This window comes from Streptomyces sp. NBC_01232, assembly GCF_035989885.1.
In the GTDB taxonomy this organism is placed as follows: domain Bacteria; phylum Actinomycetota; class Actinomycetes; order Streptomycetales; family Streptomycetaceae; genus Streptomyces.
This window is the reverse complement of sequence record NZ_CP108518.1, coordinates 2,489,790-2,515,302: the sequence shown is the minus strand read 5'-3', so window position 1 is coordinate 2,515,302 and position 25,513 is coordinate 2,489,790. Positions and strand designations below refer to the sequence as shown.

Here is a 25,513-nt window from a genome sequence, read left to right as displayed (position 1 = left end):
CGCCCCTCGTATCGAGGGGCGGCCCTTCGCGCGTACCGGGGGCGGCGGCTACGGGAGCGCCAGCATCCGCTCCAGCGCGAGCTTCGCGAAGCTCTCCGTCTCCTTGTCGACCTGGATCTGGTTGACGAGGTTGCCCTCGGCCAGCGACTCCAGCGTCCACACCAGGTGCGGGAGGTCGATGCGGTTCATCGTCGAGCAGAAGCAGACCGTCTTGTCGAGGAAGACGACCTCCTTGTCCTCCGCGGCGAAACGGTTCGCCAGTCGGCGGACGAGGTTCAGCTCGGTGCCGATCGCCCACTTGGAGCCGGCCGGGGCCGCCTCCAGCGCCTTGATGATGTACTCCGTCGAACCGACGTAGTCCGCGGCCGCCACGACCTCGTGCTTGCACTCGGGGTGGACGAGGACGTTCACGCCGGGGATCCGGGCGCGGACGTCGTTGACCGAGTCGACCGAGAACCGGCCGTGCACCGAGCAGTGCCCGCGCCACAGGATCATCTTGGCGTTCCGCAGCTGCTCGACGGTCAGGCCGCCGTTCGGCTTGTGCGGGTTGTAGAGCACGCAGTCGTCCAGGGACATGCCCATGTCGCGGACGGCGGTGTTGCGGCCCAGGTGCTGGTCCGGGAGGAAGAGGATCTTCTCGCCCTGCTCGAACGCCCACTCCAGGGCCTTCTTCGCGTTGGACGACGTACAGATCGTGCCGCCGTGCTTGCCGGTGAAGGCCTTGATGTCGGCGGAGGAGTTCATGTACGAGACGGGCACCGTGGCGTCGGCGATGCCGGCCTCGGTCAGTACGTCCCAGCACTCCGCGACCTGCTCGGCGGTGGCCATGTCGGCCATCGAGCAGCCGGCGGCCAGGTCCGGCAGGACCACCTTCTGGTCGTCCGAGGTCAGGATGTCCGCGGACTCGGCCATGAAGTGCACGCCGCAGAAGACGATGTACTCGGCCTCCGGCTTGGCGGCCGCGTCCTTGGCCAGCTTGAAGGAGTCGCCGGTGACGTCCGCGAACTCGATGACCTCGTCACGCTGGTAGTGGTGGCCCAGGATGAAGACCTTGTCCCCGAGCTTCTCCTTGGCCGCGCGGGCACGCTCCACGAGGTTCGGGTCCGACGGCGAGGGCAGGTCGCCGGGGCACTCCACCCCGCGCTCGCTCTTGGGGTCGGCCTCACGGCCGAGCAGCAGCAGGGCAAGGGGCGTCGGCTGGACGTCCAAAGGCTGGGCGGTGGTCACGACACGCACCCTTTCTGTTCTGCGACTAGGGACTTCTGGATCATCGCTTCGACTTCTCGTCTACTTGACGTTATCTATCATAACCGCTTCACGTCAGTTTGACGATGCCGATAGTGTCAATGTGACGCATCAGCCCACGATTCATCGGGCCCACCCCCGCGCGCGGTGTGCGAGCATGGAATATCTGAAACAAGCGTCGGGTCCCGGAATGAATCCGCGGTCCCGCTCGTTGCCACCGACGGCAAGAGTCCGACGTTTCCCCGCCCCCGGCGGGGAGCCGCCCACTTCGGGAGTGAATGCAGATGTCCGTACAGGACGACAAGACCACTGTGAGCGACGGCATCCTCCTGTCCGACGCCGCCGCCGAGAAGGTCAGGACCCTGCTGGAGCAGGAAGGCCGCGATGACCTGGCGCTCCGCGTCGCCGTCCAGCCCGGTGGCTGCTCCGGCCTGCGCTACCAGCTCTTCTTCGACGAGCGCTCCCTCGACGGCGACGTCGTGAAGGACTTCGACGGTGTGAAGGTCGTCACGGACCGGATGAGCTCCCCGTACCTCCACGGTGCCTCGATCGACTTCGTCGACACCATCGAGAAGCAGGGCTTCACGATCGACAACCCCAACGCCACGGGCTCCTGCGCCTGCGGCGACTCGTTCAGCTAAGCCCGCACCGGCTCGGTCCGGACGACGCACAGCACGGCATGACGCGAGGGCCCGCCTCCGGTCGAATCCGACCGGGAGGCGGGCCCTCGCGCATGACCCAAGAGGTGCCAGGGCGCCGGGGCGCCCGCTGGCTACTGCCGGGGGATCGGCTTGCCCGTCGTGGCGTCGAGCACCTTCCGGTCGCCCAGCGGCTGCTGCAGCGTCACCGTCGAGGACATCTCCTCGGCCACCATGATGCAGGCCTGACCCGGCTTCTTCGGGGTGTCAGTGATCTTCACCATGACCGATTCCGCCTGCTCCCGCGCCTCCACGGCGTAGGTGCTGCAGGGGCTGCCCCAGAAGTTCACGGTCAGCTTCCGGTCCGCCTCCGCGTAGGAGAACCCGGGCACGGTACGACCGTCCTTCGGGCCGGGAGTGCTCTGCTCGGCCGCGGCCGGCTGGGCCACCGTGTGGCCGGACCCGCCGTCCCGGCCCGCCACCTCGAAGAGCCAGGCCGGAACCAGCCCCTGCGCCCCATTCACCGTGCCGGGAGTCAGCCCGAGCACCGCACCCTTCACCGTCTCGGTCCGCGGGGGCTTCATGGGCCGCGGCTCCGGGTTGCAGGGCACCGTGTCCGTGCCCGCCGCCACCGCGTTGTCCCCGGCCAGCGGGACCGCGCTCGCGCAGCCGCTGGGCTCCGGGTTCCCCTCCCGCCCGCCCGACTTCGCGTTCAGCCTGGCCAATGCCTCCACGGCCCCGACCACCGGCTGCTCCGCAGCCCGTACGGGCTGCTTCAGCTCCCCGTTGCCCCCCACGACCGAGCCGTCGCCGCCGATGCTCACCTTCGTCGACCAGCCCTGCGTGGGCAGCCCGCCGACCGCCGGGTCGGCCGAGACCACCCGGACCGAACCCTGCGTGAGCCTGGCGTCCGGCTTGGCCCCCTCGATCCCCGCGGCGGCCAGCACGGGCGCCGCCGCCGCCCTGGCGGCATCCTCGGACACCGGCTTGCCCGCAGGCGCCCCACCGCCCGCCTCGGCCCCGCTCGCGTCCCGCGGGAGGGTGGCCGGGCCGCAGGTGTCCTTGCCGCGCACGCAGTCGTCCCCGCCGCTCCCGGTGCCGCTGCCCGGCGCCTGGAACCGGGCGAAGTTCCACGTCCCCGGCGCCGTACGGCTCACCGTGAGCCGGGGCCCCGAGCCGTCGGCGGCCTCCCCGGCCTGCCAGACGTCCCCGCTCAGGCGCGGCTCGCCCGGCAGGCCGAGAGCCGCCGCGAGCCGGGCCACCTCCGCCGAGGTGACCTCACCGGACAGCGCGAAGGCCGGCGCGGTGGCCGGAGCCTCCGGAAGCTTCACATCGGCCCGGTAGACCACCCCGCCGCCGGACGGGTCGGGCTCCCCGGGCGCGATGCCCGGCCCCGAGGGGTCTCCCGCCTCACGGGGCGCGGAGGCCGCGCTGTCGCCCGTACGGTGGCCCGACCCGCCGTCGCCGTGCGCGGTCGAGGCCCAGTACGCGGTGCCGCCGCCCGCGAGCAGGACGGCAGCTGCGATCGAGCCGACGGCCCAGGCGGGCCGCCGCCGTGTGCCGCGTGATGTGTCGGGTTGTTCGCTGGTCACCGCATCGCTCCTTCTCCGGTCCGTCGTACCTGATGCGGGTGTGACGGAGCAGGAGCGAAACCGGTTCCCTCCTACTGGTCCCCGTACACGGACGTGGCCGCGATCAGCCGCGCCGAGGCGGGCGGAACGCTGATCCCGTGGATCTGCGAAGGGGCCACGCGGACCGGCCGGGGACCCGCCGGGACGGCCCAGTGCGGGGCCATCCGCGCGCAGTCACCCAGCAGACGGGCGAAGCCGGGCTGCCGGGGGGCTTCCACGGCGCGCCTGTCGGCGGTGTACTCGGAGTAGCCGAAACCGTCGGTATAGGTCATGGAGGCACCGTAGGCATCGGAGCTCACGCGAAGAAAGACCTACTAAGGGGTAGTTTCTGGGGTTCGGCCTGGGGCCGCCGACCGGGTAGTTTTGACTGTCCCTTGCCGTCCTCAGCAGGAGCGTCCTCGCCGTGCGCATCGCAGTCACCGGCTCCATCGCCACCGACCACCTCATGACCTTCCCCGGCCGTTTCGCCGACCAGCTGGTCGCCGACCAGCTGCACACGGTCTCCCTCTCCTTCCTCGTCGACAACCTCGACGTACGTCGGGGAGGGGTCGGCCCGAACATCTGCTTCGGCATGGGGCAGCTCGGCACCCGCCCGATCCTCGTCGGAGCCGCCGGCTCCGACTTCGACGAGTACCGCGCCTGGCTCGACCGGCACGGAGTCGACACCGAGTCCGTCCGGATCTCCGAGGTGCTGCACACCGCGCGCTTCGTGTGCACCACGGACGCCGACCACAACCAGATCGGCTCCTTCTACACCGGCGCGATGAGCGAAGCCCGGCTGATCGAGCTGAAGTCCGTCGCCGACCGGGTCGGCGGGCTCGACCTCGTCCTGATCGGCGCGGACGACCCGGAGGCGATGCTGCGCCACACGGAGGAGTGCCGCACGCGCGGGATCCCCTTCGCCGCCGACTTCTCGCAGCAGATCGCCCGCATGGACGGCGAGAACATCCGCACCCTGATGGAGGGCGCGACCTTCCTCTTCTCGAACGAGTACGAGAAGGGCCTCATCGAGTCGAAGTCCGGCTGGACCGACGAGGAGATCCTGGCCAAGGTCGGCACCCGCGTCACCACGCTGGGCTCCAACGGCGTCAAGATCGAGCGAGTCGGCGAGGCCCCGATCGTCGTCGGCTGCCCCGAGGAGACCGCCAAGGTCGACCCGACGGGCGTCGGCGACGCGTTCCGCGCCGGGTTCCTGACCGGTCTGGGCTGGGGCGTCGGCCTGGAGCGCTCGGCGCAGCTGGGCTGCATGCTCGCGACCCTGGTCATCGAGACGCTGGGCACCCAGGAGTACACCCTGGCCCGCGCCCACTTCATGGAGCGCTTCACCAAGGCCTACGGCGAGGACGCGGCGTCCGAGGTCCGCGCCCACCTGGCGTAGCCACCGCTTCGCCCTGGCGGCGGGGGCCCGCCCCCGCCGCCACCGGGCCTCGGCCGGGCAATCCCAGCCCTCCGGCGTTTGAGGAGCAGGGTCCGGGGCGGCGCCCCGGGAAACCCGGCTCCGCCGGGCACCGGGCTCCGCCCGGACCCGCGCCTCAAACGCCGGCGAGGCCGGATTTGCCGGAGGGATCAGATCGCGCGGCGGACCGTGTAGGCGGTGCCGGCCTCGCGCGGGGCTTCGCCCACATACGCGTGCCCCCGCATCGCGCACCACGCCGGGATGTCCAGCCGGGCCACCTCGTCGTCGGAAACGACCGTGACGGTGCCGCCCACCGGGACGGTCACGATCGCCCGGGCCAGTTCGATCACCGGCTGCGGGCAGCGCAGCCCCAGCGCGTCGAGTTCCAGGGAGTCCGCCACCGGAGCCACCGCCGGGGGTTCGGACACGCCGAGCCGTTCCCGTACGCCGGCCACCGCGCGCGGCAGCACCTCCAGGAACGCGTTGACCTCCTCCGCCGGGGTCCCCGGTGGCAGGGACACCCGTACGTTCCCCTCCGACAGCACGCCCATCGCCCGCAGCACGTGACTGGGGGTCAGCGTGGAGCTCGTGCACGAGGAGCCCGAGGAGACCGAGAAGCCGGCCCGGTCCAGCTCGTGCAGCAGCGTCTCCCCGTCGACGTACAGGCAGGAGAAGGTGACCAGGTGCGGCAGCCGCCGCTCCGGATCGCCCACCACCTCCACGTCCGGGACCAGCCGCACCACCCGCCGCCGGATACGGTCCACCAGGACCCGCAGCCGGGCCGCCTCCGCGTCCGCCTCGGCCCGTACGGCCCGCAGGGACGCCGCCGCCGCCACGATCGCGGGCAGGTTGACGAAGCCGGGGGAGCGCCCCGACTCCCTTTCGTCCGCCGGGCCTTGGGGGGAGAAGCGCACGCCCTTGCGGACCGCCAGCAGTCCGACCCCGGGCGGGCCGCCCCATTTGTGCGCGCTCGCGGCCAGGACGGACCAGGCGCCCTCCACCGGGCCCCAGCCCAGCGACTGGGCCGCGTCCACCAGCAGCGGCACCCCGGCCGCCGCGCAGACCTCGGCCACCTCCGCGACCGGCTGGACCGTGCCCACCTCGTGGTTGGCCGACTGGAGGCAGGCCAGGGCGGTCCCGGTGGCCAGCGCGTCCGCGTACCCGGCGGGCGTCACCGCGCCCCACCGGTCGACCGGGACCTGCGTCGAGGTTCCGCAGTGTGCCTCGTGCACCTCGGCCGCGTGCAATACAGAACTGTGTTCGACCGCCGATACGACCAGATGGTTTCCGACGCGCCGGCGCCCCGCGAGGACCCCCGCCACCCCGGTGTGAACCGCGTGCGTCCCCGAAGGAGTGAACACGAGCTCGTCGCCGCGGCATCCCACCGCCTCCGCGGCGGCCTCCCGCGCCGCGTCCAGCAACAGCCGGGCCCGCCTGCCCTCCCGGTACAGCCGGGCCGGATCGGCCCAGCCCTCGTCCAGGGAAGCCTGCAACGCCTGCCGGGCCACGGGGTGCAGGGGAGCGGCGGACGCGCTGTCGAAGTACGGCATCCGGTCACGCTAACCCGGGCCCCGCGGCGTTCGAGGTCAGGGGGCGTCAGATGTGCTCCGGAGCCCGCCATTCAGGGCCATTCGCGCCGTCCCCCGGACGGCGGATCCATCCCTTCGGGGGCAGTAGCGGCGCGTTGGGCACCCTCCCCGCGCGACCCCAAATAGCGTCCAGTAGGGTTTGGTCCGCATAAACATCCAAACCCCTGCCTGCGTCAGGGCCGGCGACCGACCCGAACACGGCCGCGGCCGGCCGCGCGGGCCGAGACTCTCGGGAAGGCGCTACGTGAGTCCCTACGGCTCCGACCGCTCGCCGCGGCGCCCGATGCGGCGGAAGCTGCTGCAGGCGCTGACTGCGGGCGTGGTCCTGGCGACCGCCACTGGTTGCTCGTATACATGGAAAGACTTCCCCCGCCTCGGAATGCCGACTCCGGTAACCGAGGAGGCGCCGCGCATCCTCTCCCTGTGGCAGGGATCCTGGGCGGCCGCGCTCGTCACGGGCATCCTCGTATGGGGCCTGATCATCTGGAGCGTCATCTTCCACCGGCGCAGCCGGACGAAGATCGAGGTCCCCGCGCAGACCCGGTACAACATGCCCATCGAGGCGCTGTACACCGTGGTCCCGCTCATCATCGTCTCGGTGCTCTTCTACTTCACCGCTCGTGACGAGTCGAAGCTGCTCGCCCTCTCGAAGCCGACGCACACGATCAACGTGATCGGCTTCCAGTGGAGCTGGGGCTTCAACTACATCGAGGACGTCGACGGCGACCCGGCGACCCCGAAGGCGGGTGCGGTTCCCAAGGAGCTGGCCTCCATCCCGGACCGCTTCACCAAGGACTTCCCGGCGGGCGCCGAGGGCGTCTACCAGAAGGGCGTCCCCGGCGACCGGAACCCGCAGACGGGCAACCCGGGTCCGACCCTGGTTCTCCCCAAGGGCGAGAAGGTCCGTTTCATCCTGTCGTCGAACGACGTGATCCACTCCTTCTGGGTGGTCCCGTTCCTCTTCAAGCAGGACGTCATCCCGGGCCACACCAACGTCTTCGAGGTCACCCCGTCCCAAAACGGCACCTTCATGGGCAAGTGCGCCGAACTCTGCGGCGTTGACCACTCCCGGATGCTCTTCAACGTCAAGGTGGTCTCCCCCGAGGAGTACCGGGCGTACCTGAAGGACCTCGCGGAGAAGGGTCAGACCGGCTACCTCCCGGCCGGCATCAAGCAGACCGACCCGGCCCGGAATGCGGAAGTGAACAAACTGTGAGCATCCTCAACGAATCCCAGGGTGCCGCCGCCGACTCGTACGAGAACGAGCTGCCGGTACGGCGCAAGCAGCCGGGCAATGTGGTCGTGAAGTGGATGACCACGACCGACCACAAGACCATCGGCACGATGTACCTGGTCACGTCGTTCGTGTTCTTCATCATCGGCGGCCTGCTGGCGCTCTTCATGCGCGCCGAGCTGGCCCGTCCGGGCACGCAGATCATGTCGAACGAGCAGTTCAACCAGGCGTTCACCATGCATGGCACGATCATGCTGCTGATGTTCGCCACCCCGCTCTTCGCGGGCTTCGCCAACTGGATCATGCCGCTGCAGATCGGCGCGCCCGACGTGGCGTTCCCGCGGCTGAACATGTTCGCGTACTGGCTGTACCTCTTCGGCTCGACCATCGCGGTGGCCGGCTTCGTGACGCCGAACGGCGCCGCCGACTTCGGCTGGTTCGCCTACTCCCCGCTGTCGGACGCGGTCCGTTCGCCGGGCATCGGCGCCGACATGTGGATCATGGGTCTGGCCTTCTCCGGCTTCGGCACCATCCTCGGCTCGGTCAACTTCATCACCACGATCATCTGCATGCGCGCACCCGGCATGACGATGTTCCGCATGCCGATCTTCACCTGGAACGTGCTGCTGACCGGTGTTCTGGTCCTGCTCGCCTTCCCGGTGCTGGCCGCCGCGCTCTTCGCGCTGGAGGCGGACCGCAAGTTCGGTTCGCATGTGTTCGATGCCGCCAACGGTGGCGCATTGCTGTGGCAACACCTCTTCTGGTTCTTCGGGCACCCAGAGGTGTACATCATCGCCCTGCCGTTCTTCGGCATCGTCTCCGAGATCATCCCGGTCTTCAGCCGCAAGCCGATGTTCGGCTACATCGGCCTGATCGCCGCGACGATCGCGATCGCCGGCCTCTCGGTGACCGTGTGGGCCCACCACATGTACGTCACCGGTGGTGTGCTGTTGCCGTTCTTCTCCTTCATGACCTTCCTGATCGCGGTACCGACCGGTGTGAAGTTCTTCAACTGGATCGGCACCATGTGGAAGGGCTCGCTGTCCTTCGAGACCCCGATGCTCTGGACGATCGGCTTCCTGGTCACCTTCACCTTCGGTGGTCTGACCGGCGTCATCCTGGCTTCGCCCCCGATGGACTTCCACGTCTCCGACTCGTACTTCGTCGTCGCGCACTTCCACTACGTCGTCTTCGGCACCGTGGTGTTCGCGATGTTCGCCGGCTTCCACTTCTGGTGGCCGAAGTTCACGGGCAAGATGCTGGACGAGCGCCTCGGCAAGATGACGTTCTGGACGCTGTTCATCGGCTTCCACGGCACCTTCCTGGTGCAGCACTGGCTCGGTGCCGAGGGCATGCCGCGTCGTTACGCGGACTACCTCGCCGCCGACGGCTTCACCGCGCTGAACACGATCTCGACGATCAGCTCGTTCGTGCTCGGCCTGTCGATGCTGCCGTTCATGTACAACGTCTGGAAGACGGCCAAGTACGGCGAGAAGATCGAGGTCGACGACCCGTGGGGTTACGGCCGCTCGCTGGAGTGGGCGACGTCCTGCCCGCCGCCGCGGCACAACTTCCTCACCCTGCCGAGGATCCGTTCCGAATCCCCGGCGTTCGACCTGCACCACCCTGAGATCGCGGCCCTCGACCACCTCGAGGACCACAGCGTCGCCGCCAAGGCCGTCACTGGTGGCAAGGAGGCCGGCAAGTGAAGATCCAGGGCAAGATGTTCCTCTGGCTCTCCTTCTTCATCCTGATCATGGCCGTCGTGTACGGCGTGTGGTCGAAGGAGCCCGTCGGCACCACCGCGCTCTTCCTGGCCTTCGGCCTGAGCGTCATGATCGGCTACTACCTGGCCTTCACGGCCAAGCGTGTCGACGAGATGGCCCAGGACAACCTGGAGGCCGACGTCGCCGACGAGGCGGGCGAGCTGGGGTTCTTCTCCCCGCACAGCTGGCAGCCGCTCTCGCTGGCGATCGGTGGCGCCTTCGCCTTCATGGGCGTCATCTTCGGCTGGTGGCTCATGTACTTCTCCACTCCGCTGATCCTCATCGGTCTGTGGGGCTGGGTGTACGAGTACTACCGCGGTGAGAACCAGAACCAGTAGCAGCACCCTCGCGGCCTCGCCGCGCGGCACTTGGGGCCCGGGCACCTCTTTGGGAGGAGCCCGGGCCCCTCGTTTGCAGTCATCCCGCGCGCCGTAATTGTCATATCTTCATAGCGTTGGCTCCATGAAGCACTCACCGCGTCTTTGGACGGTACTCAGCTGCTCCCTGCTGGTCGCGTCCCTCGGGGCCGGCGCCACCGCATGCGGGTCCGGCGACAAGAACCCGCTGTCAGCCCGCCCGTACGACGCGGGCGAGCAGGTCGCCTTCAACCAGAGCGCCGGCAGGCGCCCCGTGGACCCCGACCGGCCCCTCGAGATCACCGCCAAGAACAGCGGCGGCCGGATCACCGACGTGCTGGCCGTGGACACCCACGGCCGTCGCCTCGCGGGCGAACTCAGCGCCAAGGGGGACCGCTGGCACAGCACGGTCCCGATGGCCGCAGGCGTCCGCTACACGGTCACCGTGAGCACCGAGGACGAGCGGGGCGCGCCCGGGCAGCGCACGCTCACCTTCGACACCACCCCGTCCAAGGGGATCCTCAAGGTGGAATTCGGCCCGGACGAGGGCAAGTACGGCGTCGGGCAGCCCATCACCGCCGAACTCAACGAGCCCGTCAAGGACAAGGCCGCCCGCGCGGTCGTGGAACGGGGCCTCCTGGTCGACGCCCCGCCCGGAGTCGAGGGCGCCTGGCACTGGGTGGACGACAAGACCCTCCACTACCGGCCCAAGGACTACTGGCCCGCCAACTCCGCCGTCTCCGTACGGAGCAACCTGGAGGGCGTCAGGATCACCGACGAGCTCCACGGGGCCGCGGCCAAGCCGCTGAAGCTGGAGATCGGGGACCGGGTCGAGGTCACCACCGACGCCTCCTCGCACTACCTGACGTTCAAGCGCAACGGAGAAGTGATCAACACCATTCCGGTGACCACCGGAAAGCCCGGCTTCTCCACCCGCAACGGCATCAAGGTGGTGCTGGGCAAGCAGTACTTCGTACAGATGCGCGGCGACACCGTCGGCATCGGCGGCAGCGAGTACTACAACCTGCCCGTCTACTACGCCACTCGCGTCACCTGGAGTGGTGAATACGTCCACGCCGCGCCGTGGTCCGTCGGCTCCCAGGGCTACGCGAACGTCAGCCACGGCTGCACGGGCATGAGCACCGGCAACGCCGCCTGGTTCTACGAGAACATCACCGAGGGCGACATCGTCCAGGTGATCAACAGCATCGGCGACGACATGGACATCTTCGGCAACGGCTTCGGCGACTGGAACATGGACTGGAAGGACTGGCGCCAGGGCAGCGCCCTCCTCAAGGGCACCCAGGAAGGCCGGAGCGCCGTCGACCAGGCCCGCCTGCGCCCCACCGTCTAGGTGCTCCGGAGGCCGTCTCCTCCCCCCCGGACCCCGTCCGGGGGGAGAAACACCGGCTCAATCACTCGTACGGCCGTACGCGGGGCGCATGCGGCCCGGCGGGACGTATTAGGCGTCCAGGGACAGACGGGTCCTCAGGAGGCCCGCCAGGGCCTCCGCGAACTCCACCGGGTCGACCGGAAGGGTGACCGCGGCGTCGGCGCGGCTCCACGTGGCCAGCCAGGCGTCCTGGGGGCGCCCCATCAGCAGCAGCACCGGCGGACACCGGAAGATCTCGTCCTTGATCTGCCGGCACACCCCCATGCCCCCGGCCGGAACCGCCTCGCCGTCCAGCACGCACACGTCGATGCCGCCCGCGTCCAGCTCCGAGAGGACCGCCGGAAGCGTCGCGCACTCCAGGAACTCCACCGGCGGCAGATCCGCCGCCGGCCTGCGTCCTGCCGCCAGCCGCACCTGCTCCCGGGTGCCCGCGTCGTCGCTGTAGACCAGAACCCGCGCAGTCGCCCGCATTTCGTTCCTCCACGTGTGCCCGTGAATCACGTTGATGTTGCGCGGGATGCTACTCCTCCCGGTGGACGGCCAACATCGGTTCGCCGAGGGAAGCACGGGGCATCCCGCAGAGGTCATCTGATGGGCCGTTCGGGCCTTGCACACGCCCCTGACACTCCGAACGGCACCCCCCGGGGTGAGGGCGGGATAAGCGACCGACATAATGTCGGTCGTGGCGACAGCAACGACAGTAGATACCGGGCACGCGCACCCGACGGTCAACCGGCCGAACCTCGTCAGCGTCGGAACCATCATCTGGTTGAGTTCCGAGCTGATGTTCTTCGCGGCCCTCTTCGCGATGTACTTCACCCTGCGATCCGTGACAGGACCCGAGTACTGGACAGAGCAGGCCTCGGCCTTGAATCTGCCCTTCTCGGCGACGAACACGACGATCCTGGTGCTTTCCTCGCTCACCTGCCAGCTCGGCGTATTCGCAGCCGAGCGCGGTGACGTGAAGAAGCTCCGGACGTGGTTCATCATCACGTTCGTCATGGGTGCGATCTTCATTGGCGGCCAGGTGTTCGAGTACACCGAGCTGGTCAAGCACGAGGGCATGAGCCTCTCGTCCGGTCCGTACGGCTCGGTCTTCTACCTGACCACCGGTTTCCACGGTCTGCACGTGACGGGCGGTCTCATCGCCTTCCTGCTGGTCCTCGGCCGGACGTACGCGGCCAAGAGGTTCACCCACGAACAGGCCACGTCGGCCATCGTCGTGTCCTACTACTGGCACTTCGTCGACGTCGTCTGGATCGGCCTCTTCGCGACGATCTACCTGATCAAGTAGCGAACACGTCACCGGGCAAGACCCGGCACTCCATCCAGACACACCGACGCAGAAGATCCTGACACCGGGGTAATCCGTGAAAAAGCTCTCCGCACGACGACGCCATCCGCTGGCGGCGGTCGTCGTTCTACTCCTCGCGCTGGCGGCCACTGGGGGGCTGTACGCCGCCTTCGCCCCCGCGGGCAAGGCGCAGGCCGATGAAACCGCCCAGTCCCTCGCCATCGAGGAGGGCAAGAAGCTCTACGCCGTGGGTTGCGCAAGCTGCCACGGAACCGGCGGTCAGGGTTCCTCTGACGGCCCGAGCCTGGTCGGCGTCGGCTCCGCGGCCGTCGACTTCCAGGTGAGCACGGGCCGCATGCCCGCCCAGCAGCCCGGCGCCCAGGTGCCGAAGAAGCCCGTCATCTACGACCAGGCGCAGATCGACCAGCTGGCCGCGTACATCGCGTCGCTCGGCGCCGGTCCGATCACGCCGACCGAGAAGCAGTACGACCCGGCGGGTGCCGACATCGCCAACGGTGGTGAGCTGTTCCGCAACAACTGCGCGCAGTGCCACAACTTCACCGGCGAAGGCGGCGCGCTGACGAACGGCAAGTACGCCCCCAACCTTGAGGACGTCTCGCCGAAGCACATCTACGAGGCCATGCAGACCGGCCCGCAGAACATGCCCTCCTTCCCCGACAGCACCATGCCGGAGAAGCAGAAGAAGGACATCATCGCGTACCTCGAGAACGTCAACGGCGAGAAGTCGACCAGCCCCGGTGGCCTGAAGCTCGGTGGCCTCGGCCCCGTCTCCGAGGGTCTGTTCGGCTGGATCTTCGCCCTGGGTGCGCTGATCGCTGTCGCCGTCTGGGTCGCGGCCCACACCGCTAAGGCCAAGAAGTCATGAGTAACCAAGAGATTCCCGAAGAGAAGCACCTGCCGACCGAGCAGGGAGACGCCCACCACGGTGGCGTCGCGGTCGCGGACGACCCGTTCGCCGACCCGGGCCTGCCGGTCCACAAGCCCCGCATCCAGGACATCGACGAGCGGGCGGCGAAGCGCTCCGAGCGCACCGTCGCGATGCTCTTCACGCTGTCGATGCTGGCGACGATCGGCTTCATCGCGTCCTACGTGATCTTCCCGGTCGACAAGATCGTCTACATCTTCCCCATCGGGAAGATCAGCGCGCTCAACTTCTCCCTGGGCATGACCCTGGGCGTGGCCCTCTTCTGCATCGGCGCGGGCGCGGTCCACTGGGCCCGCACCCTGATGTCCGACGTCGAGGTCGCCGCCGAGCGCCACGAGATCGCCGCTCCGCCGGAGGTCAAGGCGCAGGTCCTGCAGGACTTCGCCGACGGCGCCAACGAGTCCGGCATCGGCCGGCGTCCCCTGATCCGCAACACGCTGCTCGGTGCGATGGCCATGGTGCCGCTCGCCGGTGTCATGCTGCTGCGCGACCTGGGCCCGCTGCCCGAGCAGAAGCTGCGCAAGACCCTGTGGGCCAAGGGCAAGCTGCTCATCAACGACAACACGAACGAGCCGCTGCGTCCCGAGGACGTGCTCGTCGGGTCGCTGACCTTCGCCAGGCCGGAAGGCCTGGAGGAGGAGCAGCACGACTTCCAGGTCCAGATCGCCAAGGCCGCCCTGATGATCGTCCGCATTCAGCCGGACGACATCAAGGACAAGAAGGAACTGGAGTGGTCCCACGACGGGATCGTGGCCTACTCCAAGATCTGCACCCACGTCGGCTGCCCGATCAGCCTGTACGAGCAGCAGACGCACCACGTGCTCTGCCCGTGCCACCAGTCCACCTTCGACCTTTCCGACGGCGCCCGTGTCATCTTCGGCCCGGCCGGTCACGCGCTTCCGCAGCTGCGGATCGGTGTGAATGACGAAGGCTTCCTCGAAGCGCTCGGCGACTTCGAAGAGCCCGTCGGTCCTGCATTCTGGGAGCGCGGATGAGCACTGCCTCTACCAAGTCACCGGCCGGCAAGGCGCGCAAGGCGCCCGCCGGCGAGCGAGTAGCCGACTGGGCGGACGGCCGCCTGGGCATCTACGGCCTCGCCAAGGCCAACATGCGCAAGATCTTCCCGGACCACTGGTCCTTCATGCTGGGTGAGATCTGCCTCTACAGCTTCATCATCATCATCCTCACGGGTGTGTACCTGACGCTGTTCTTCCACCCGAGCATGAACGAGGTCGTGTACCACGGCTCGTACGTGCCGATGCAGGGCGTCATGATGTCCGAGGCCTTCGCCTCGACGCTGGACATCAGCTTCGACGTCCGCGGTGGCCTGCTGATCCGCCAGATCCACCACTGGGCGGCGCTGATCTTCGTCGCGGCGATGATCGTGCACATGATGCGCGTCTTCTTCACCGGCGCGTTCCGCAAGCCCCGTGAGGTCAACTGGATCTTCGGCTTCCTGCTGCTGGTCCTCGGCATGTTCACCGGCTTCACCGGTTACTCGCTGCCGGACGACCTGCTGTCGGGTACCGGTGTCCGATTCATGCAGGGCGCCATCCTGTCCGTCCCGGTCGTCGGCACGTACCTGTCGATGTTCCTGTTCGGCGGGGAGTTCCCGGGCGGCGACTTCGTCGCACGGTTCTACTCGGTGCACATCCTGCTGCTGCCCGGCATCATGATGGGCCTGCTCGTGGCCCACCTGATCCTGGTCTTCTACCACAAGCACACCCAGTTCGCGGGCCCCGGCAAGACGAACAACAACGTCGTCGGCATGCCGCTGCTGCCGGTCTACATGGCCAAGGCCGGAGGCTTCTTCTTCCTGGTCTTCGGTGTCATCTCGGCCGTCGCGGCCATCGCCACGATCAACCCGATCTGGGCGCTCGGCCCGTACCGCCCGGACCACGTGTCCACCGGTGCGCAGCCCGACTGGTACATGGGTATGCCGGAAGGCCTGATCCGGGCCATGCCCGGCTGGGAGATCAACCTGTGGGGCCACACGCTCGTCCTGGGCGTGTTCATCCCGCTGCTGCTCTTCCCGCTGGTCCTGGGCGCGATCGCCGTCTGGCCCTTCATCGAGTCCTGGGTCACCGGGGACAAGCGCGAGCACCACATCCTGGACCGCCCGCGCAACGTCCCGACCCGCACCGCCTTCGGTGTCGCCTGGATCGCGGAGTACATCGTGCTCCTGATCGGCGGTGGAAACGACATGTTTGCGCAGTACTTCCACCTCTCGATCAACTCGATCACCTGGTTCGTCCGGATCGGCTTCTTCGTCGTCCCGGTCCTCGCCTTCATCGTCACCAAGCGGATCTGCCTCGGCCTCCAGCGCCGGGACCACGACAAGGTGCTGCACGGTCGCGAGACCGGCATCATCAAGCGTCTGCCGCACGGTGAGTTCGTCGAGGTCCACGAGCCGCTGTCGCAGGGCAAGCTGCACACTCTCACCACGCACGAGCAGTACAAGCCGATCGAGATCGGCCCGACGGTCGACGAGAACGGTGTCGAGCGCAAGGTGAAGGCCACCGAGAAGCTGCGCGCGAAGCTCAGCAAGGGCTTCTACGGCGAGAACAACCAGATTCCGAAGCCCACGGTGGAGGAATACAAGGAGATCCAGTCCGGCCACGGCCACCACTGATCCCCGCATGAACGCATGAGGGACTGATTTCGGTCAGTCCTGGTGTCGCCACGGCGAGAGCCCCGTCCAGTGTCTGGACGGGGCTCTTTGCCGTAACCGGGGCTGGATAGGCTGAACCCGACCGATTCGACGTGGGCGGCAGAATATGGGGACGGCCCACCAACAGCAGGAGCGGACCATGAACGTTGCGACCCCGGCAGGCGGCGACAGCGTGGCGGCCCGTGGGTGGCCGGGCGTTCTCGACGCTCTGCTGACCGGCCAGGACCTGCGCGCCGAGGACACCGCCTGGGCGATGGACCGGATCATGCGCGGGGAGGCCACCGACGCCCAGATCGCCGGCTTCACCGTCGCGCTGCGGGCCAAGGGCGAGACGGTCGCGGAGATCAACGGCCTCGTACGGGCGATGTACGAGCACGCCAACCTGATCGAGGTCCCGGGCCGCACGGTCGACATCGTCGGCACCGGCGGCGACGGGGCCAAAACGGTGAACATCTCCACGATGTCCGCGATCGTGGTGGCCGGCACCGGCGCCAAGGTCGTCAAGCACGGCAACCGGGCCGCGTCCTCCGCCAGCGGCTCCTCGGACGTGCTGGAGAAGCTCGGGGTCAACCTCAACCTCAGCACCGCCCGGGTCGTCGAGGTCGCCGAGGAGGCGGGCATCACCTTCTGCTTCGCGGTGAAGTTCCACCCGGCCCTGCGCCACGTGGCGGCGGCCCGCAAGGAACTCGGCATCCGCACCACCTTCAACATCCTCGGCCCGCTGACGAACCCGGCCCGGGTGCGGGCCCAGGCCTCGGGCGTGGCCGACCCCCGGATGGCTCCGATCGTGGCGGGCGTCCTCGCCGAGCGGGGCTCCTCCGCGCTGGTCTTCCGCGGCGACGACGGCCTGGACGAACTGACCACGGCGTCGACCTCGCGGATCTGGTGGGTCCGCGACGGCAAGGTCACCGAGCAGACCTTCGACCCGCGCGACGTGGGCATCTCCCTGGTCGACGTCTCCGCGCTCGCCGGCGGGGACCCCTCCTACAACGCGGACGTGGCCCGCCGCCTGCTGGCCGGCGAGACCGGCCCGGTCCGTGACGCCGTGCTGCTGAACTCGGCGGCGGCCCTGGTGGCCCTGGACCCCGGCACGGGCACCCTGGAGGAGCAGATCGCGGCCGGCATCACCCGTGCGGCCGAATCGATCGACTCGGGTGCGGCGCGGGCCGCCCTGGAGCGCTGGGTGGCGGCCAGCAACGCGTAGCGGCGCCGGAACGGCGTGAAAGCGATGACCCCGGTCCACCATGCGGACCGGGGTCTTGCGTTCGCGTGATCTTGTGGCAGGATGCTGAACAGGTCACGAGTGACAGCGTTTAGGCCCCGGCTTGCTGTCCGGCAACCCTCCTTCCGTGGCGGGGTGCCCCGGGTGATGACCAGGTCGTAGGCAGCAAGGCCTACGGCAAGCGCGGATCCCTCGACACCAGGGGTCCTGGTCTCTCGAGGAGCGTTTTCCGTGAGCAAGCGAATGCGATAGGGCGACTCCGCCCCCACTTCACCCTCGGACCAGGGCTGCTTCCGTGCGGCCTCCTCACCTTCCGGGGATCTTCCCGTACCCACGTGCGTACGGGCACACCGAAGCCATTCAGCCCTGCCTGCCGGGAGATATCGCCATGTCCGCATCCCTGAACACTGCTGCCCCCGCCGTCGCCGTCGCCACCGCCGTGGACCCCGCCTGTGCCGAGCCGCTCGCGGTCCTCGGCCGGGACGTCACCGTCCCCCTCGTCACCGGCGGCGAGGTCACCTACGCGGCCCTCGACTACGCGGCCAGCGCCCCCGCCCTGCAGCGCGTCTGGGACGACGTGGCCGCGTACGCCCCGTACTACGGCAGCGTGCACCGCGGCGCCGGGTACCTCTCGCAGCTCTCCACCGACCTCTTCGAGCAGAGCCGCGTCACCGTCGCCGAGTTCCTCGACTGCCGCCCCACCGACCAGGTCGTCTTCACCCGGTCCACCACCGACTCGCTGAACCTGCTCGCCGCCGTACTCCCCGCCGACTGCCAGGTGTTCGTCTTCGAGACCGAACACCACGCCTCCCTGCTGCCGTGGGTGGACGCGCAGGTCACCTACCTCAACGCGCCGCGCACCCCGGCCGAGGCCGTCGCCACTCTGGAGCGGGCCCTCGCCGACCGCGACCCCTACGGTCCCGCCCTCGTCTGCGTCACCGGCGCCTCCAACGTCACCGGCGAGCTGTGGCCCGTCAAGGAACTCGCCGCCGCCGCGCACGCCCACGGCGCGCGCATCGTGCTGGACGCCGCCCAACTGGCCCCGCACCACCCCGTCTCCGTCCAGGAGCTCGACGTCGACTGGGTCGCCTTCTCCGGGCACAAGCTCTACGCGCCCTTCGGCTCGGGCGTGCTCGCCGGCCGCGCGGACTGGCTGCAGCAGGCCCAGCCGTACCTGGCCGGCGGCGGGGCCTCCCGCAAGGTCGCCCGGCGCGAGGACGGCGGCGTGGACGTCGAGTGGCACACCACGGCCGCCCGCCACGAGGCCGGCTCCCCGAACGTCATCGGCGTCTACTCCATCGCCTCGGCCTGCAAGGCCCTGACCGAGGCGGGCTTCGAGAACCTCGTCGCCCGCGAGCAGCACCTCGTCGCGAAGGTCCGCAGCGGCCTGGCGGAGGTCCCGGCGGTGCGGATCCTCTCCCTCTTCGGCGACGACGCCCCGCGGGTCGGCGTCATCTCCTTCGTGGTGGACGGCTGGAACAGCTCCCACTTCGCGGCGGCCCTGTCCGCGGAGTACGGGATCGGCGTCCGCGACGGCCTGTTCTGCGCCCACCCGCTGGTCCGCACCCTGCTCGGCAGCGAGCCGCAGGCCCAGGGCGAATGCGGTGCCCCGGAGGCAGCCCCGGGGGAGCGCTCCCTGAACGCGATCCGCGTCAGCTTCGGTGCGGGCACCCCCGACGAGCACGTGGACCGCTTCGTCCGCGCGGTGAAGGAACTCGTCGCGGACGGTGCCAAGTGGCAGTACCGCACGGAGGAAGGCCGCTGCGTCCCGGCCGTGTGACACCGTACGGATCATGAGCTACTGGGATCCGATACCGACCCTCCGCGCCTGCGTGGAGGGCCAGCCCCTGCCGGGCCTGGCCGAGTGGGTGCCCGTGTACGACACCCTCTTGTGGGACGCCTGGCCCGACGCGTGGTCGGACCGCAACTGGCGGAACGTGCCGGGGCCGTTCTACGGAGCCGTGACGGACACCTGCTGGGTGGGCCGCGAGGTCGCGCCGGACCACATCCTTTACGACGACGAGTCCGGCCAGGAGTTCGTCTACCGCCAGCCGCGCACGCCCGAGGAGACGTACCGGGTCATGGCCGCGGCCTGGCAGGACCCGATGGCCGGATTCGCGAGCGACGGGGACGAGCGGTGGACGCCGGAGCTGGTGCGGGAGTGGTGGCGGGACCGGGGCCGCGTCCGCGAGTGGGCCGTGGGCCTGGAGCGGAGCTGGTCGGTGTCGACGCGGCCGGACGAACGCGAGGCGGCGGGCGGGGCCGGGGCGTACGTGGCGTACATCGACGACGGCCTGGAGGAGTACCTGCGCGGCTACGTCTTCCACCTGACGGAAGGCCGCCCGGCGGGTCCGTCGGACCGCCTGCCGCGGCTCTGACCCTGCGGTGACCGTAGCGCGGTGCCGGGTGCCCTGCGGGCGGCTCGGCGGTGCCCGTGCCGGGCGGCTCGGCGGTGCCCGTCTGCTCGGGCCTGTCACGGCCCGGGGGGCGCCTCAAACGCCGGCGGGGCTGGGTGGTGTGGGGCGGTGCCCCGCACGAGAGTCTCCTCGGCTCGGCGCGCGCGGGCCCGTCACGGCCGGGCGGCCGCGGTCGCGCGCTCGTCCTCCGGGGACCCTCCTGCGTGTCCCCACCCCACGGCAGGACTCCGGCCGTGCCAGCCGACAACCCCGCACACCCCAGCCCCGCCGGCGATTGAGGCGCGGCCCGAGGCACGACGCGGCCGAGCCGCACACCGCAGGGCACACCGCCGAGCAGCCCGCAGGGTGCTACGCGTCCAGGCCGATCGCGAACGCCGCCTCCAAGTCGTGCTGCGAGTACGTGCGGAAGGCCACGTGCGTGTCCGTCGCCTCGACGCCCGGGATCTTGCTGATGCGGCCGGGGATGATGTCCGCCAGGTTCTCGTGGCGGGCCACGCGGACCAGCGCGATCAGGTCGTACGTCCCCGTGACGGAGTAGACCTCGCTGACGTTCTCGAGGGCGGCGATGGACTCGGCGATCTCGGGGATCCGGTCCACGCTGGTCTTGATGAGCACGATCGCGGTGATCACGGCTGGCTGTCTCCCTCGGTGGCCGTCGCTGGTCGCCTCACTCTAGTCGCACCCCGATAGCGGGCCCACGCGTACAGGAAGCCGAGGGAGAAGCCCACCAGATGGGCCAGATAGGCGACCCCCGGCCCGCTGCCGGCCCGCTGCGCCGCCACCCATTGCAGGGCGAACCAGAAGAGCAGCACCATCCACGCGGGGAACCGCAGCGGCAGGAAGAAGAGGAAGGGGAACAGGCTCGTCACCCTCGCCCGCGGGAGCAGGAAGAGGAAGGCGCCCAGTACGGCCGAGATGGCACCGGACGCACCGACCAGCGTCTGCGGGGACCCCGCGTTGGCCGCCGCGTACGCCGCCATCGCCAGGTAGCCCGTACAGAGGTAGAAGACGATGAAGGCCGGGCGGCCCATCCGTTCCTCCGCCATCGCGCCGAAGACGTGCAGGAAGAGCATGTTCCCGAGCAGGTGCAGCCAGCTGCCGTGGACGAACAATGCGGTCAGCGGGGTCAGCCAGGCGCGCGGGGTGCCCGTGAAGAGCTCGTCCGGGACGACGCCCCAGCGCCGGAAGTACGCGGCCCCGGCGGACAGCAGCTCGTCGCCCGTCCCGTAGACCGGATTGAGTCCCGAGGCCGGACCGAGGACGAACACCACGGCGCAGCCCGCCATCAGCGCATGGGTGACCACCGGTCCCCGGGCGGCCTCGCGAACGGCCCGCCACCTTACGATCATGTGACAGAGCATGACGCAAGGGGACCCACCTGAAGCGGTGGCAGGCCGTAGGGTTACGAGCTGCGGTCCGCAGGACGACGCATACGGCGGCGCGGGCAGCTTTAATTGAATCAGCTACGAAGGAGAGAGCGGCCTGATGACGGTTCCCCTGCCGACCGACACCACCCGGTGGCGCTGCACCCTGTGCGGCAACCTCACGCGCTTCGACGTCACCCGATCGTCGAAGGTCGTGGAGTACGTCCACCTGGACCTCGCCGGGGAGCCCAAGGTCGAGGAACGCGAGGTGGTCAATGAGACCATCGAGTCGGTCCGCTGCCGCTGGTGCAACGCGGTGGACCAGATCGAGCTCGTGGACAGGCCGGGCGCGGACTCCTGACGGAGGCGCACCCACAGGAAGATCACGGTAGGGGTGACGGATTGTGGAGCCAGCAAGCGGCGCTGAGCCGGCCGACGCGGCCGGCGACGCCGCCGAGGCGCTCGACCACCCGCTGCCGGAAGGCGTGCGGCGCCGGGTCGTCGCGCTCGTCTCGGACGCCTTCGGCGGACTGACGGTCGCGGACCTCCCGGCGCAGCTGCGCCAGTATGCCCGGTTCACCCCGACCCGGCGCGCCAAGTTCGCGGGCAACGCCATGGCCGCGGCGGTCGAGTCCGACGCCGTGTTCCGGAGCAGGGTCGCGGACAAGGTGCGCGAGGCGCAGGCCGATCTGGCCGCCGCGCTGGAGGCGGGCGCGCCGCCGGCGGCCGCGGATCCTCTGGACGTCGCGGCCGCCGCCTTCGTCCTGCGGCCGGCCGGCTGGGTCAAGCTGGTGGCCGCCGCGGGCGAGGAGGCGCAGCGCGCCGACGCCGAGCGGGTCGGCGAAGAGACCCGGCGCGAGCTGGAGCGCCTGCGCGAGGAGCTGGCCCACGTACGGGAACTGCAGCGCACGGGCGGCGATCAGGTGCGGGCCGAGCTGGACGCGGCCCGCAAGGAAGCGGAATCGCTTCAGCGCAAGCTGCGCAGCGCCCTGAGCGACGTCAAGCGGGGTGAAGCGGCCCTGCGCAAGGTGAATGCGGAGATCGACGGGATCCGCGGCGACGCGGCCGCCCGGGTGGCCGCCGCCGAGAGCGAGTCCCGTCGGGTCAAGTCGCGTCTCGCGGAGGTGGAGACGGCGCTGGAGACCTCGCGCCGGGCCACGCGCGAGGGGCGCAGCATCGAGGACATGCGGCTGCGGCTGCTGCTGGACACCGTGCTGGACGCGGCCCAGGGGCTGCGCCGGGAGCTTGCGCTGCCGCCCCTGTCGACGCGGCCGGCGGACACCGTGGAGGCGGTGGAGCCGGGCCGGATGACTCCGAAGGACATCGCGGCGCGGGCCCTGTCGGAGACGGATCCGGCGTTGCTGGACCAGCTGTTGGCGTTGCCCCAGGCCCATCTGGTGGTCGACGGCTACAACGTGACGAAGACCGGCTATCCGACGATGCCGCTGGAGAAGCAGCGGCTGCGGCTGCTGGGCGGGCTGTCGATGCTGGCCGCGCAGACGGGCGCGGAGATGACCTGTGTCTTCGACGGGGCGGAGCTGGCGGCCCCGGTGCTGCTCGCGCCGCCGCGCGGGGTGCGGGTGCTGTTCTCCAAGGCCGGGGTGACGGCGGACGAGCTGATCCGCCAGCTGGTGCGTGCGGAGCCGCCCGGCCGGCCGGTGGTCGTGGTCTCCACGGACCGGGAGGTCGCCGACGGGGTGGCCAAGGCGGGAGCGAGGCCCGTAACGTCCGCTTTGTTGCTGAAGCGGCTTTCGCGCGTTTCCTAACTCCCGTGCCGAATGCCGGAATTGATGGGTCCTGTGGAGGACGCACCGTCAAGTGCCCTGCACAGAGCGTGCGCTGTAGGTAAAGAACCTGGTGAGGGACCGAATTTTTTCCCGGCAGGATTTGAACTGATCACAGATGGGTCACTAGGGTCTGGTCAAACCTTCGTGCGGTAGATCACTCATTCGGAGTGGCGGCGAAGGTGCTGCCGAGTTGCGTTCTTCGGCGGCTCGAGGAAGAAGGAGCTCGCCTTCGTGGCGTCCCACCGTCGACCCAAGCAGCCGACCCGCGCTCGTGTGACCGTGCTCACCTCGGTCGCGGCCGCGGCCGTCGCCCTCTCCGCCCAGGGTGCCTCCGCCGCTCCGGCCAAGCCGAGCAAGGACGAGGTCAAGACCCAGGTCGACGCCCTCTACGAAGAGGCGGAGCAGGCCACCGAGAAGTACAACGGGGCCCAGGAACGCCAGGACAAGCTGGAGAAGGAGATCGGGCAGCTCCAGGACCAGGTGGCGCGCGGGCAGGGCGACCTCAACGACCTGCGCAGCACGCTCGGTTCGATGGCCAGCGCTCAGTACCGCAACGGAGGCATAGACCCCTCCCTCGCCCTCCTCCTCTCCGAGGACCCCGACAGCTACCTCGACAAGGCCTCCACCCTGGAGCACTTGAGCGGCAAGCAGGTCGAAGCGGTCCAGAAGATCCAGGCGAAGCAGCGCACCCTCGCGCAGCAGCGTCAGGAGGCCTCCGGCAAGCTCGCCGACCTCGACGCGACCCGCAAGGAACTCGCCGAGAAGAAGAAGGTCTCGACGGAGAAGCTCGCCGCGGCCCAGGCCCTGCTCAACACCCTTACCGCGCAGGAGCGTTCCGCGCTCAAGGACGAGGAGACGCGCGCGAGCCGCGCCGACAGCTCCCGCGTCGACCTCGGCAACGTGAAGGCCTCCGGCCGCGCCGGAGCCGCCCTCGCCGCCGCCAAGACCAAGCTGGGCTTCACCTACCAGTCCGGCGGCACCGGCCCCAACGTCTACGACTGCTCGGGCCTGACCCAGTGGGCGTACAAGCAGGCCGGCGTCAACATCAGCCGCACCACCTTCACCCAGGTGAACGACGGCACGCGCATCAGCCGCAGCCAGCTCCAGCCCGGTGACCTCGTCTTCTTCTACGGGGACCTGCACCACGTCGGCCTCTACGCCGGCAACAACATGACGCTGCACGCCTCGAACCCGCGCAGCGGCATCAAGTACGAGTCCATGGACAACATGCCGTTCCAGTTCGGCGTCCGGATCGGCTGATCCGCTCCGCCCCGCGGTCCGGGACGCGCCGTACGCCGCCCATCCGGGCGAATTCCCGGGCCCGCGTCTGACCACACGCCCCGCCGGTGACCTGCGTCTCCTGCGGGGCGTCGGCATGTGCGCCCTCCGGCGGTCGTTGGCCGGTGTGTGGTGGCGCCGCTACTGTCTGCCAGCGCGGAACCCGGCACACGGCCGTCCACGGGGGGCGGACCCGGGCCCCGCACAGCGGAAGGGAGCGGTTTCACGTGGCGTCCCATCGCCGGCCCGGGCTCGGCAGCCTCGACCGGAACACGAAGGTCACCGTCCTCACCGCCGCCGCGGCCACGGCCGCGGTCGCCATGACGGGAGTACCCGCAAGTGCGGCCCCCGGACTCCCGCACGAACCCGGCGGCGGGGCGAGAACCGGCATCAGCGCCCAGGTCGACCGGCTCTTCGAGGAGGCCGAGCAGGCCACCGAACGCTTCAACGAGGCCGGCGAGAAGGCCGACCGGCTCCGCGCAGAGGTCAACCGGGCCCAGGACGCGGTGGCCCGCGGCCAGGAACGCATCAACACCATGCGGGGCGTCCTCGGCACCTTCGCCGGGGCCCAGTACCGCAGCGGCGGCATCGACCCCGCCGTCGGGCTGATGCTGGCCGAGAACCCCGACGCGTACCTGGAGCAGGCCGCCGCCCTCGACCGGCTGACCGGCCGCCAGGCCCGGCAGCTCGACGAACTCCGCGAGGAGCAGCGCGAACTGGGCCAGGAGCGCCAGGAGGCCTCCCGCAAGCTCGCCGAACTCGACGCCCTGCGCTCCGACGTGGCCCGGCACAAGCGCTCCGTCACCGCGAAGCTCGCGGCCGCCCGGCGGCTGCTCAACGCCATGCCCTCCGAGGAGCGGGCCGACTACGAGCGCGCCTCGCGCTCCGGGGGCCGCCCCGAGGGGCTGCCCGACCTCCCCTCCCTCGGCGCCTCCTCGGGGCGCGCCGCGACCGCCGTGATGGCGGCCCGGGCCGCGGTCGGCCGGCCTTACGTGTGGGGCTCCACCGGCCCCTCCGGCTTCGACTGCTCCGGGCTGATGGTCTGGTCGTACCGGCAGGCGGGGGTCTCCCTGCCGCGCACCTCGCAGGCCCAGCGGCACGCCGGGCGGCAGGTGCCGCTGTCGCAGGCCCGTCCGGGCGACCTGGTGACGTACCGCTCGGACGCCAGCCACGTCGGCATGTACGTGGGCAACGGCCAGGTGGTGCACGCGCCGTACCCCGGGGCCCGGGTGCGCTACGACCCCGTCGGGATGATGCCCGTCTCTTCGGTGACCCGCCCCTGACCG

The 25,513-nt window shown here is 69.8% G+C and carries 24 protein-coding genes and 1 riboswitch; of the genes, 17 read left to right on the top strand and 7 right to left on the bottom strand.

All coding sequences use genetic code 11. The features are described from left to right. Nucleotides 1-48 precede the first annotated feature (48 nt). Nucleotides 49-1,236, bottom strand: a complete 1,188-nt coding sequence (gene nadA / locus OG444_RS11825) for a quinolinate synthase NadA (RefSeq protein WP_109778567.1) — start codon at nucleotides 1,234-1,236, stop codon at nucleotides 49-51. 293 nt (nucleotides 1,237-1,529) lie between these two features. On the opposite strand from nadA, the gene erpA reads away from it, so the two are divergent. Then, nucleotides 1,530-1,886, top strand: a complete 357-nt coding sequence (gene erpA / locus OG444_RS11820; protein ID WP_030010511.1) for an iron-sulfur cluster insertion protein ErpA — start codon at nucleotides 1,530-1,532, stop codon at nucleotides 1,884-1,886. Nucleotides 1,887-2,017: 131 nt separating this feature from the next. On the opposite strand, the gene OG444_RS11815 is transcribed toward erpA, so the two are convergent. Both OG444_RS11815 and OG444_RS11810 read right to left on the bottom strand, forming a co-directional pair. Then, nucleotides 2,018-3,475, bottom strand: a complete 1,458-nt coding sequence (locus OG444_RS11815) for a hypothetical protein (RefSeq protein ID WP_327262121.1) — start codon at nucleotides 3,473-3,475, stop codon at nucleotides 2,018-2,020. 71 nt (nucleotides 3,476-3,546) lie between these two features. Further along, nucleotides 3,547-3,786, bottom strand: a complete 240-nt coding sequence (locus OG444_RS11810; RefSeq protein ID WP_327262120.1) for a hypothetical protein — start codon at nucleotides 3,784-3,786, stop codon at nucleotides 3,547-3,549. Nucleotides 3,787-3,917: 131 nt separating this feature from the next. Here OG444_RS11810 and OG444_RS11805 point away from each other — a divergent pair, with 131 nt between their 5' ends. Beyond that, nucleotides 3,918-4,892 carry a carbohydrate kinase family protein gene (locus OG444_RS11805; RefSeq protein WP_327262119.1) on the top strand — a complete coding sequence of 325 codons (975 nt, stop codon included), beginning with the start codon at nucleotides 3,918-3,920 and terminating at the stop codon, nucleotides 4,890-4,892. A 188-nt stretch (nucleotides 4,893-5,080) separates the two neighbouring features. Here the strand turns inward: OG444_RS11805 and OG444_RS11800 are convergent, their stop codons facing one another. Next, nucleotides 5,081-6,460: a cysteine desulfurase/sulfurtransferase TusA family protein gene (locus OG444_RS11800; RefSeq protein ID WP_327262118.1), complete on the bottom strand. Its 1,380-nt coding sequence runs from the start codon at nucleotides 6,458-6,460 to the stop codon at nucleotides 5,081-5,083. A 283-nt stretch (nucleotides 6,461-6,743) separates the two neighbouring features. On the opposite strand from OG444_RS11800, the gene ctaC reads away from it, so the two are divergent. The 4 genes from ctaC to OG444_RS11780 all read left to right on the top strand — a co-directional run bounded on the left by ctaC (nucleotide 6,744) and on the right by OG444_RS11780 (nucleotide 11,209). Continuing rightward, nucleotides 6,744-7,715, top strand: coding sequence for an aa3-type cytochrome oxidase subunit II (ctaC, locus tag OG444_RS11795; RefSeq protein WP_327262117.1), 972 nt, complete (start codon nucleotides 6,744-6,746; stop codon nucleotides 7,713-7,715). Further along, nucleotides 7,712-9,442 carry an aa3-type cytochrome oxidase subunit I gene (ctaD, locus tag OG444_RS11790; protein ID WP_327262116.1) on the top strand — a complete coding sequence of 577 codons (1,731 nt, stop codon included), beginning with the start codon at nucleotides 7,712-7,714 and terminating at the stop codon, nucleotides 9,440-9,442. Before ctaC ends, ctaD begins: the two co-directional genes overlap by 4 nt. Continuing rightward, entirely contained in the window at nucleotides 9,439-9,837 is a 399-nt protein-coding gene (locus tag OG444_RS11785) for a cytochrome c oxidase subunit 4 (RefSeq protein WP_327262115.1), read from the top strand. Before ctaD ends, OG444_RS11785 begins: the two co-directional genes overlap by 4 nt. 124 nt (nucleotides 9,838-9,961) lie before the next feature. Continuing rightward, nucleotides 9,962-11,209 (top strand): L,D-transpeptidase, encoded by a 1,248-nt coding sequence (locus tag OG444_RS11780; RefSeq protein ID WP_327262114.1) that lies wholly within the window; start codon nucleotides 9,962-9,964, stop codon nucleotides 11,207-11,209. A 108-nt stretch (nucleotides 11,210-11,317) separates the two neighbouring features. Here the strand turns inward: OG444_RS11780 and OG444_RS11775 are convergent, their stop codons facing one another. Beyond that, the gene (locus tag OG444_RS11775) at nucleotides 11,318-11,719 is read right to left on the bottom strand and encodes a hypothetical protein (protein ID WP_327262113.1); all 402 of its coding nucleotides are present in this window, start codon (nucleotides 11,717-11,719) and stop codon (nucleotides 11,318-11,320) included. Nucleotides 11,720-11,921: 202 nt separating this feature from the next. Between OG444_RS11775 and ctaE the strand changes: the two genes are divergently transcribed. The 7 genes from ctaE (at nucleotide 11,922) to OG444_RS11740 (ending at nucleotide 19,759) form a co-directional block, all read left to right on the top strand. Beyond that, nucleotides 11,922-12,542, top strand: coding sequence for an aa3-type cytochrome oxidase subunit III (gene ctaE, locus OG444_RS11770; protein WP_030036314.1), 621 nt, complete (start codon nucleotides 11,922-11,924; stop codon nucleotides 12,540-12,542). A 76-nt stretch (nucleotides 12,543-12,618) separates the two neighbouring features. Further along, the gene (gene qcrC / locus OG444_RS11765) at nucleotides 12,619-13,428 is read left to right on the top strand and encodes a cytochrome bc1 complex diheme cytochrome c subunit (RefSeq protein WP_327262112.1); all 810 of its coding nucleotides are present in this window, start codon (nucleotides 12,619-12,621) and stop codon (nucleotides 13,426-13,428) included. Next, nucleotides 13,425-14,483, top strand: a complete 1,059-nt coding sequence (gene qcrA, locus OG444_RS11760; protein ID WP_327262111.1) for a cytochrome bc1 complex Rieske iron-sulfur subunit — start codon at nucleotides 13,425-13,427, stop codon at nucleotides 14,481-14,483. Before qcrC ends, qcrA begins: the two co-directional genes overlap by 4 nt. Continuing rightward, on the top strand, nucleotides 14,480-16,120 hold the full coding sequence (gene qcrB, locus OG444_RS11755) for a cytochrome bc1 complex cytochrome b subunit (protein WP_327262110.1): 1,641 nt from the start codon (nucleotides 14,480-14,482) through the stop codon (nucleotides 16,118-16,120). Before qcrA ends, qcrB begins: the two co-directional genes overlap by 4 nt. Nucleotides 16,121-16,298: 178 nt before the next feature. Beyond that, nucleotides 16,299-17,363, top strand: coding sequence for an anthranilate phosphoribosyltransferase (trpD, locus tag OG444_RS11750; RefSeq protein ID WP_327262109.1), 1,065 nt, complete (start codon nucleotides 16,299-16,301; stop codon nucleotides 17,361-17,363). Between the two features lie 91 nt (nucleotides 17,364-17,454). Beyond that, nucleotides 17,455-17,571, top strand: a riboswitch (SAM riboswitch). Between the two features lie 198 nt (nucleotides 17,572-17,769). Beyond that, on the top strand, nucleotides 17,770-19,161 hold the full coding sequence (locus tag OG444_RS11745) for an aminotransferase class V-fold PLP-dependent enzyme (RefSeq protein WP_327262108.1): 1,392 nt from the start codon (nucleotides 17,770-17,772) through the stop codon (nucleotides 19,159-19,161). A gap of 13 nt (nucleotides 19,162-19,174) precedes the next feature. After that, nucleotides 19,175-19,759 carry a ferredoxin gene (locus tag OG444_RS11740; protein WP_327262107.1) on the top strand — a complete coding sequence of 195 codons (585 nt, stop codon included), beginning with the start codon at nucleotides 19,175-19,177 and terminating at the stop codon, nucleotides 19,757-19,759. Nucleotides 19,760-20,146: 387 nt separating this feature from the next. Here the strand turns inward: OG444_RS11740 and OG444_RS11735 are convergent, their stop codons facing one another. Both OG444_RS11735 and OG444_RS11730 read right to left on the bottom strand, forming a co-directional pair. Then, a complete protein-coding gene (locus tag OG444_RS11735) occupies nucleotides 20,147-20,428 on the bottom strand; it encodes an Lrp/AsnC family transcriptional regulator (protein ID WP_030013053.1) in 282 nt (93 codons plus the stop codon). After that, nucleotides 20,425-21,147, bottom strand: coding sequence for a rhomboid family intramembrane serine protease (locus OG444_RS11730; RefSeq protein ID WP_405788611.1), 723 nt, complete (start codon nucleotides 21,145-21,147; stop codon nucleotides 20,425-20,427). Before OG444_RS11730 ends, OG444_RS11735 begins: the two co-directional genes overlap by 4 nt. 136 nt (nucleotides 21,148-21,283) lie before the next feature. On the opposite strand from OG444_RS11730, the gene OG444_RS11725 reads away from it, so the two are divergent. The 4 genes from OG444_RS11725 (at nucleotide 21,284) to OG444_RS11710 (ending at nucleotide 25,510) form a co-directional block, all read left to right on the top strand. Beyond that, the gene (locus OG444_RS11725) at nucleotides 21,284-21,523 is read left to right on the top strand and encodes a hypothetical protein (RefSeq protein ID WP_008738811.1); all 240 of its coding nucleotides are present in this window, start codon (nucleotides 21,284-21,286) and stop codon (nucleotides 21,521-21,523) included. A 40-nt stretch (nucleotides 21,524-21,563) separates the two neighbouring features. Continuing rightward, nucleotides 21,564-22,928 (top strand): NYN domain-containing protein, encoded by a 1,365-nt coding sequence (locus OG444_RS11720; protein WP_327266748.1) that lies wholly within the window; start codon nucleotides 21,564-21,566, stop codon nucleotides 22,926-22,928. Nucleotides 22,929-23,180: 252 nt separating this feature from the next. After that, a complete protein-coding gene (locus OG444_RS11715) occupies nucleotides 23,181-24,209 on the top strand; it encodes a C40 family peptidase (RefSeq protein WP_327262105.1) in 1,029 nt (342 codons plus the stop codon). Nucleotides 24,210-24,454: 245 nt separating this feature from the next. Next, nucleotides 24,455-25,510, top strand: coding sequence for a C40 family peptidase (locus OG444_RS11710; RefSeq protein ID WP_327262104.1), 1,056 nt, complete (start codon nucleotides 24,455-24,457; stop codon nucleotides 25,508-25,510). Nucleotides 25,511-25,513 lie beyond the last annotated feature (3 nt).

Excerpts from the sequence above, each read along its gene's own strand:
- OG444_RS11800 (WP_327262118.1), bottom strand. The coding sequence starts at position 6,460 with ATGCCGTACTTCGACAGCGCGTCCGCCGCTCCCCTGCACCCCGTGGCC.
- qcrA (WP_327262111.1), top strand. The coding sequence starts at position 13,425 with ATGAGTAACCAAGAGATTCCCGAAGAGAAGCACCTGCCGACCGAGCAG.
- trpD (WP_327262109.1), top strand. The coding sequence starts at position 16,299 with ATGAACGTTGCGACCCCGGCAGGCGGCGACAGCGTGGCGGCCCGTGGG.
- OG444_RS11725 (WP_008738811.1), top strand. The coding sequence starts at position 21,284 with ATGACGGTTCCCCTGCCGACCGACACCACCCGGTGGCGCTGCACCCTG.
- OG444_RS11745 (WP_327262108.1), top strand. The coding sequence starts at position 17,770 with ATGTCCGCATCCCTGAACACTGCTGCCCCCGCCGTCGCCGTCGCCACC.
- OG444_RS11780 (WP_327262114.1), top strand. The coding sequence starts at position 9,962 with ATGAAGCACTCACCGCGTCTTTGGACGGTACTCAGCTGCTCCCTGCTG.
- erpA (WP_030010511.1), top strand. The coding sequence starts at position 1,530 with ATGTCCGTACAGGACGACAAGACCACTGTGAGCGACGGCATCCTCCTG.
- ctaE (WP_030036314.1), top strand. The coding sequence starts at position 11,922 with ATGTCGGTCGTGGCGACAGCAACGACAGTAGATACCGGGCACGCGCAC.
- OG444_RS11740 (WP_327262107.1), top strand. The coding sequence starts at position 19,175 with ATGAGCTACTGGGATCCGATACCGACCCTCCGCGCCTGCGTGGAGGGC.
- qcrB (WP_327262110.1), top strand. The coding sequence starts at position 14,480 with ATGAGCACTGCCTCTACCAAGTCACCGGCCGGCAAGGCGCGCAAGGCG.
- OG444_RS11810 (WP_327262120.1), bottom strand. The coding sequence starts at position 3,786 with ATGACCTATACCGACGGTTTCGGCTACTCCGAGTACACCGCCGACAGG.
- OG444_RS11775 (WP_327262113.1), bottom strand. The coding sequence starts at position 11,719 with ATGCGGGCGACTGCGCGGGTTCTGGTCTACAGCGACGACGCGGGCACC.
- OG444_RS11730 (WP_405788611.1), bottom strand. The coding sequence starts at position 21,147 with ATGATCGTAAGGTGGCGGGCCGTTCGCGAGGCCGCCCGGGGACCGGTG.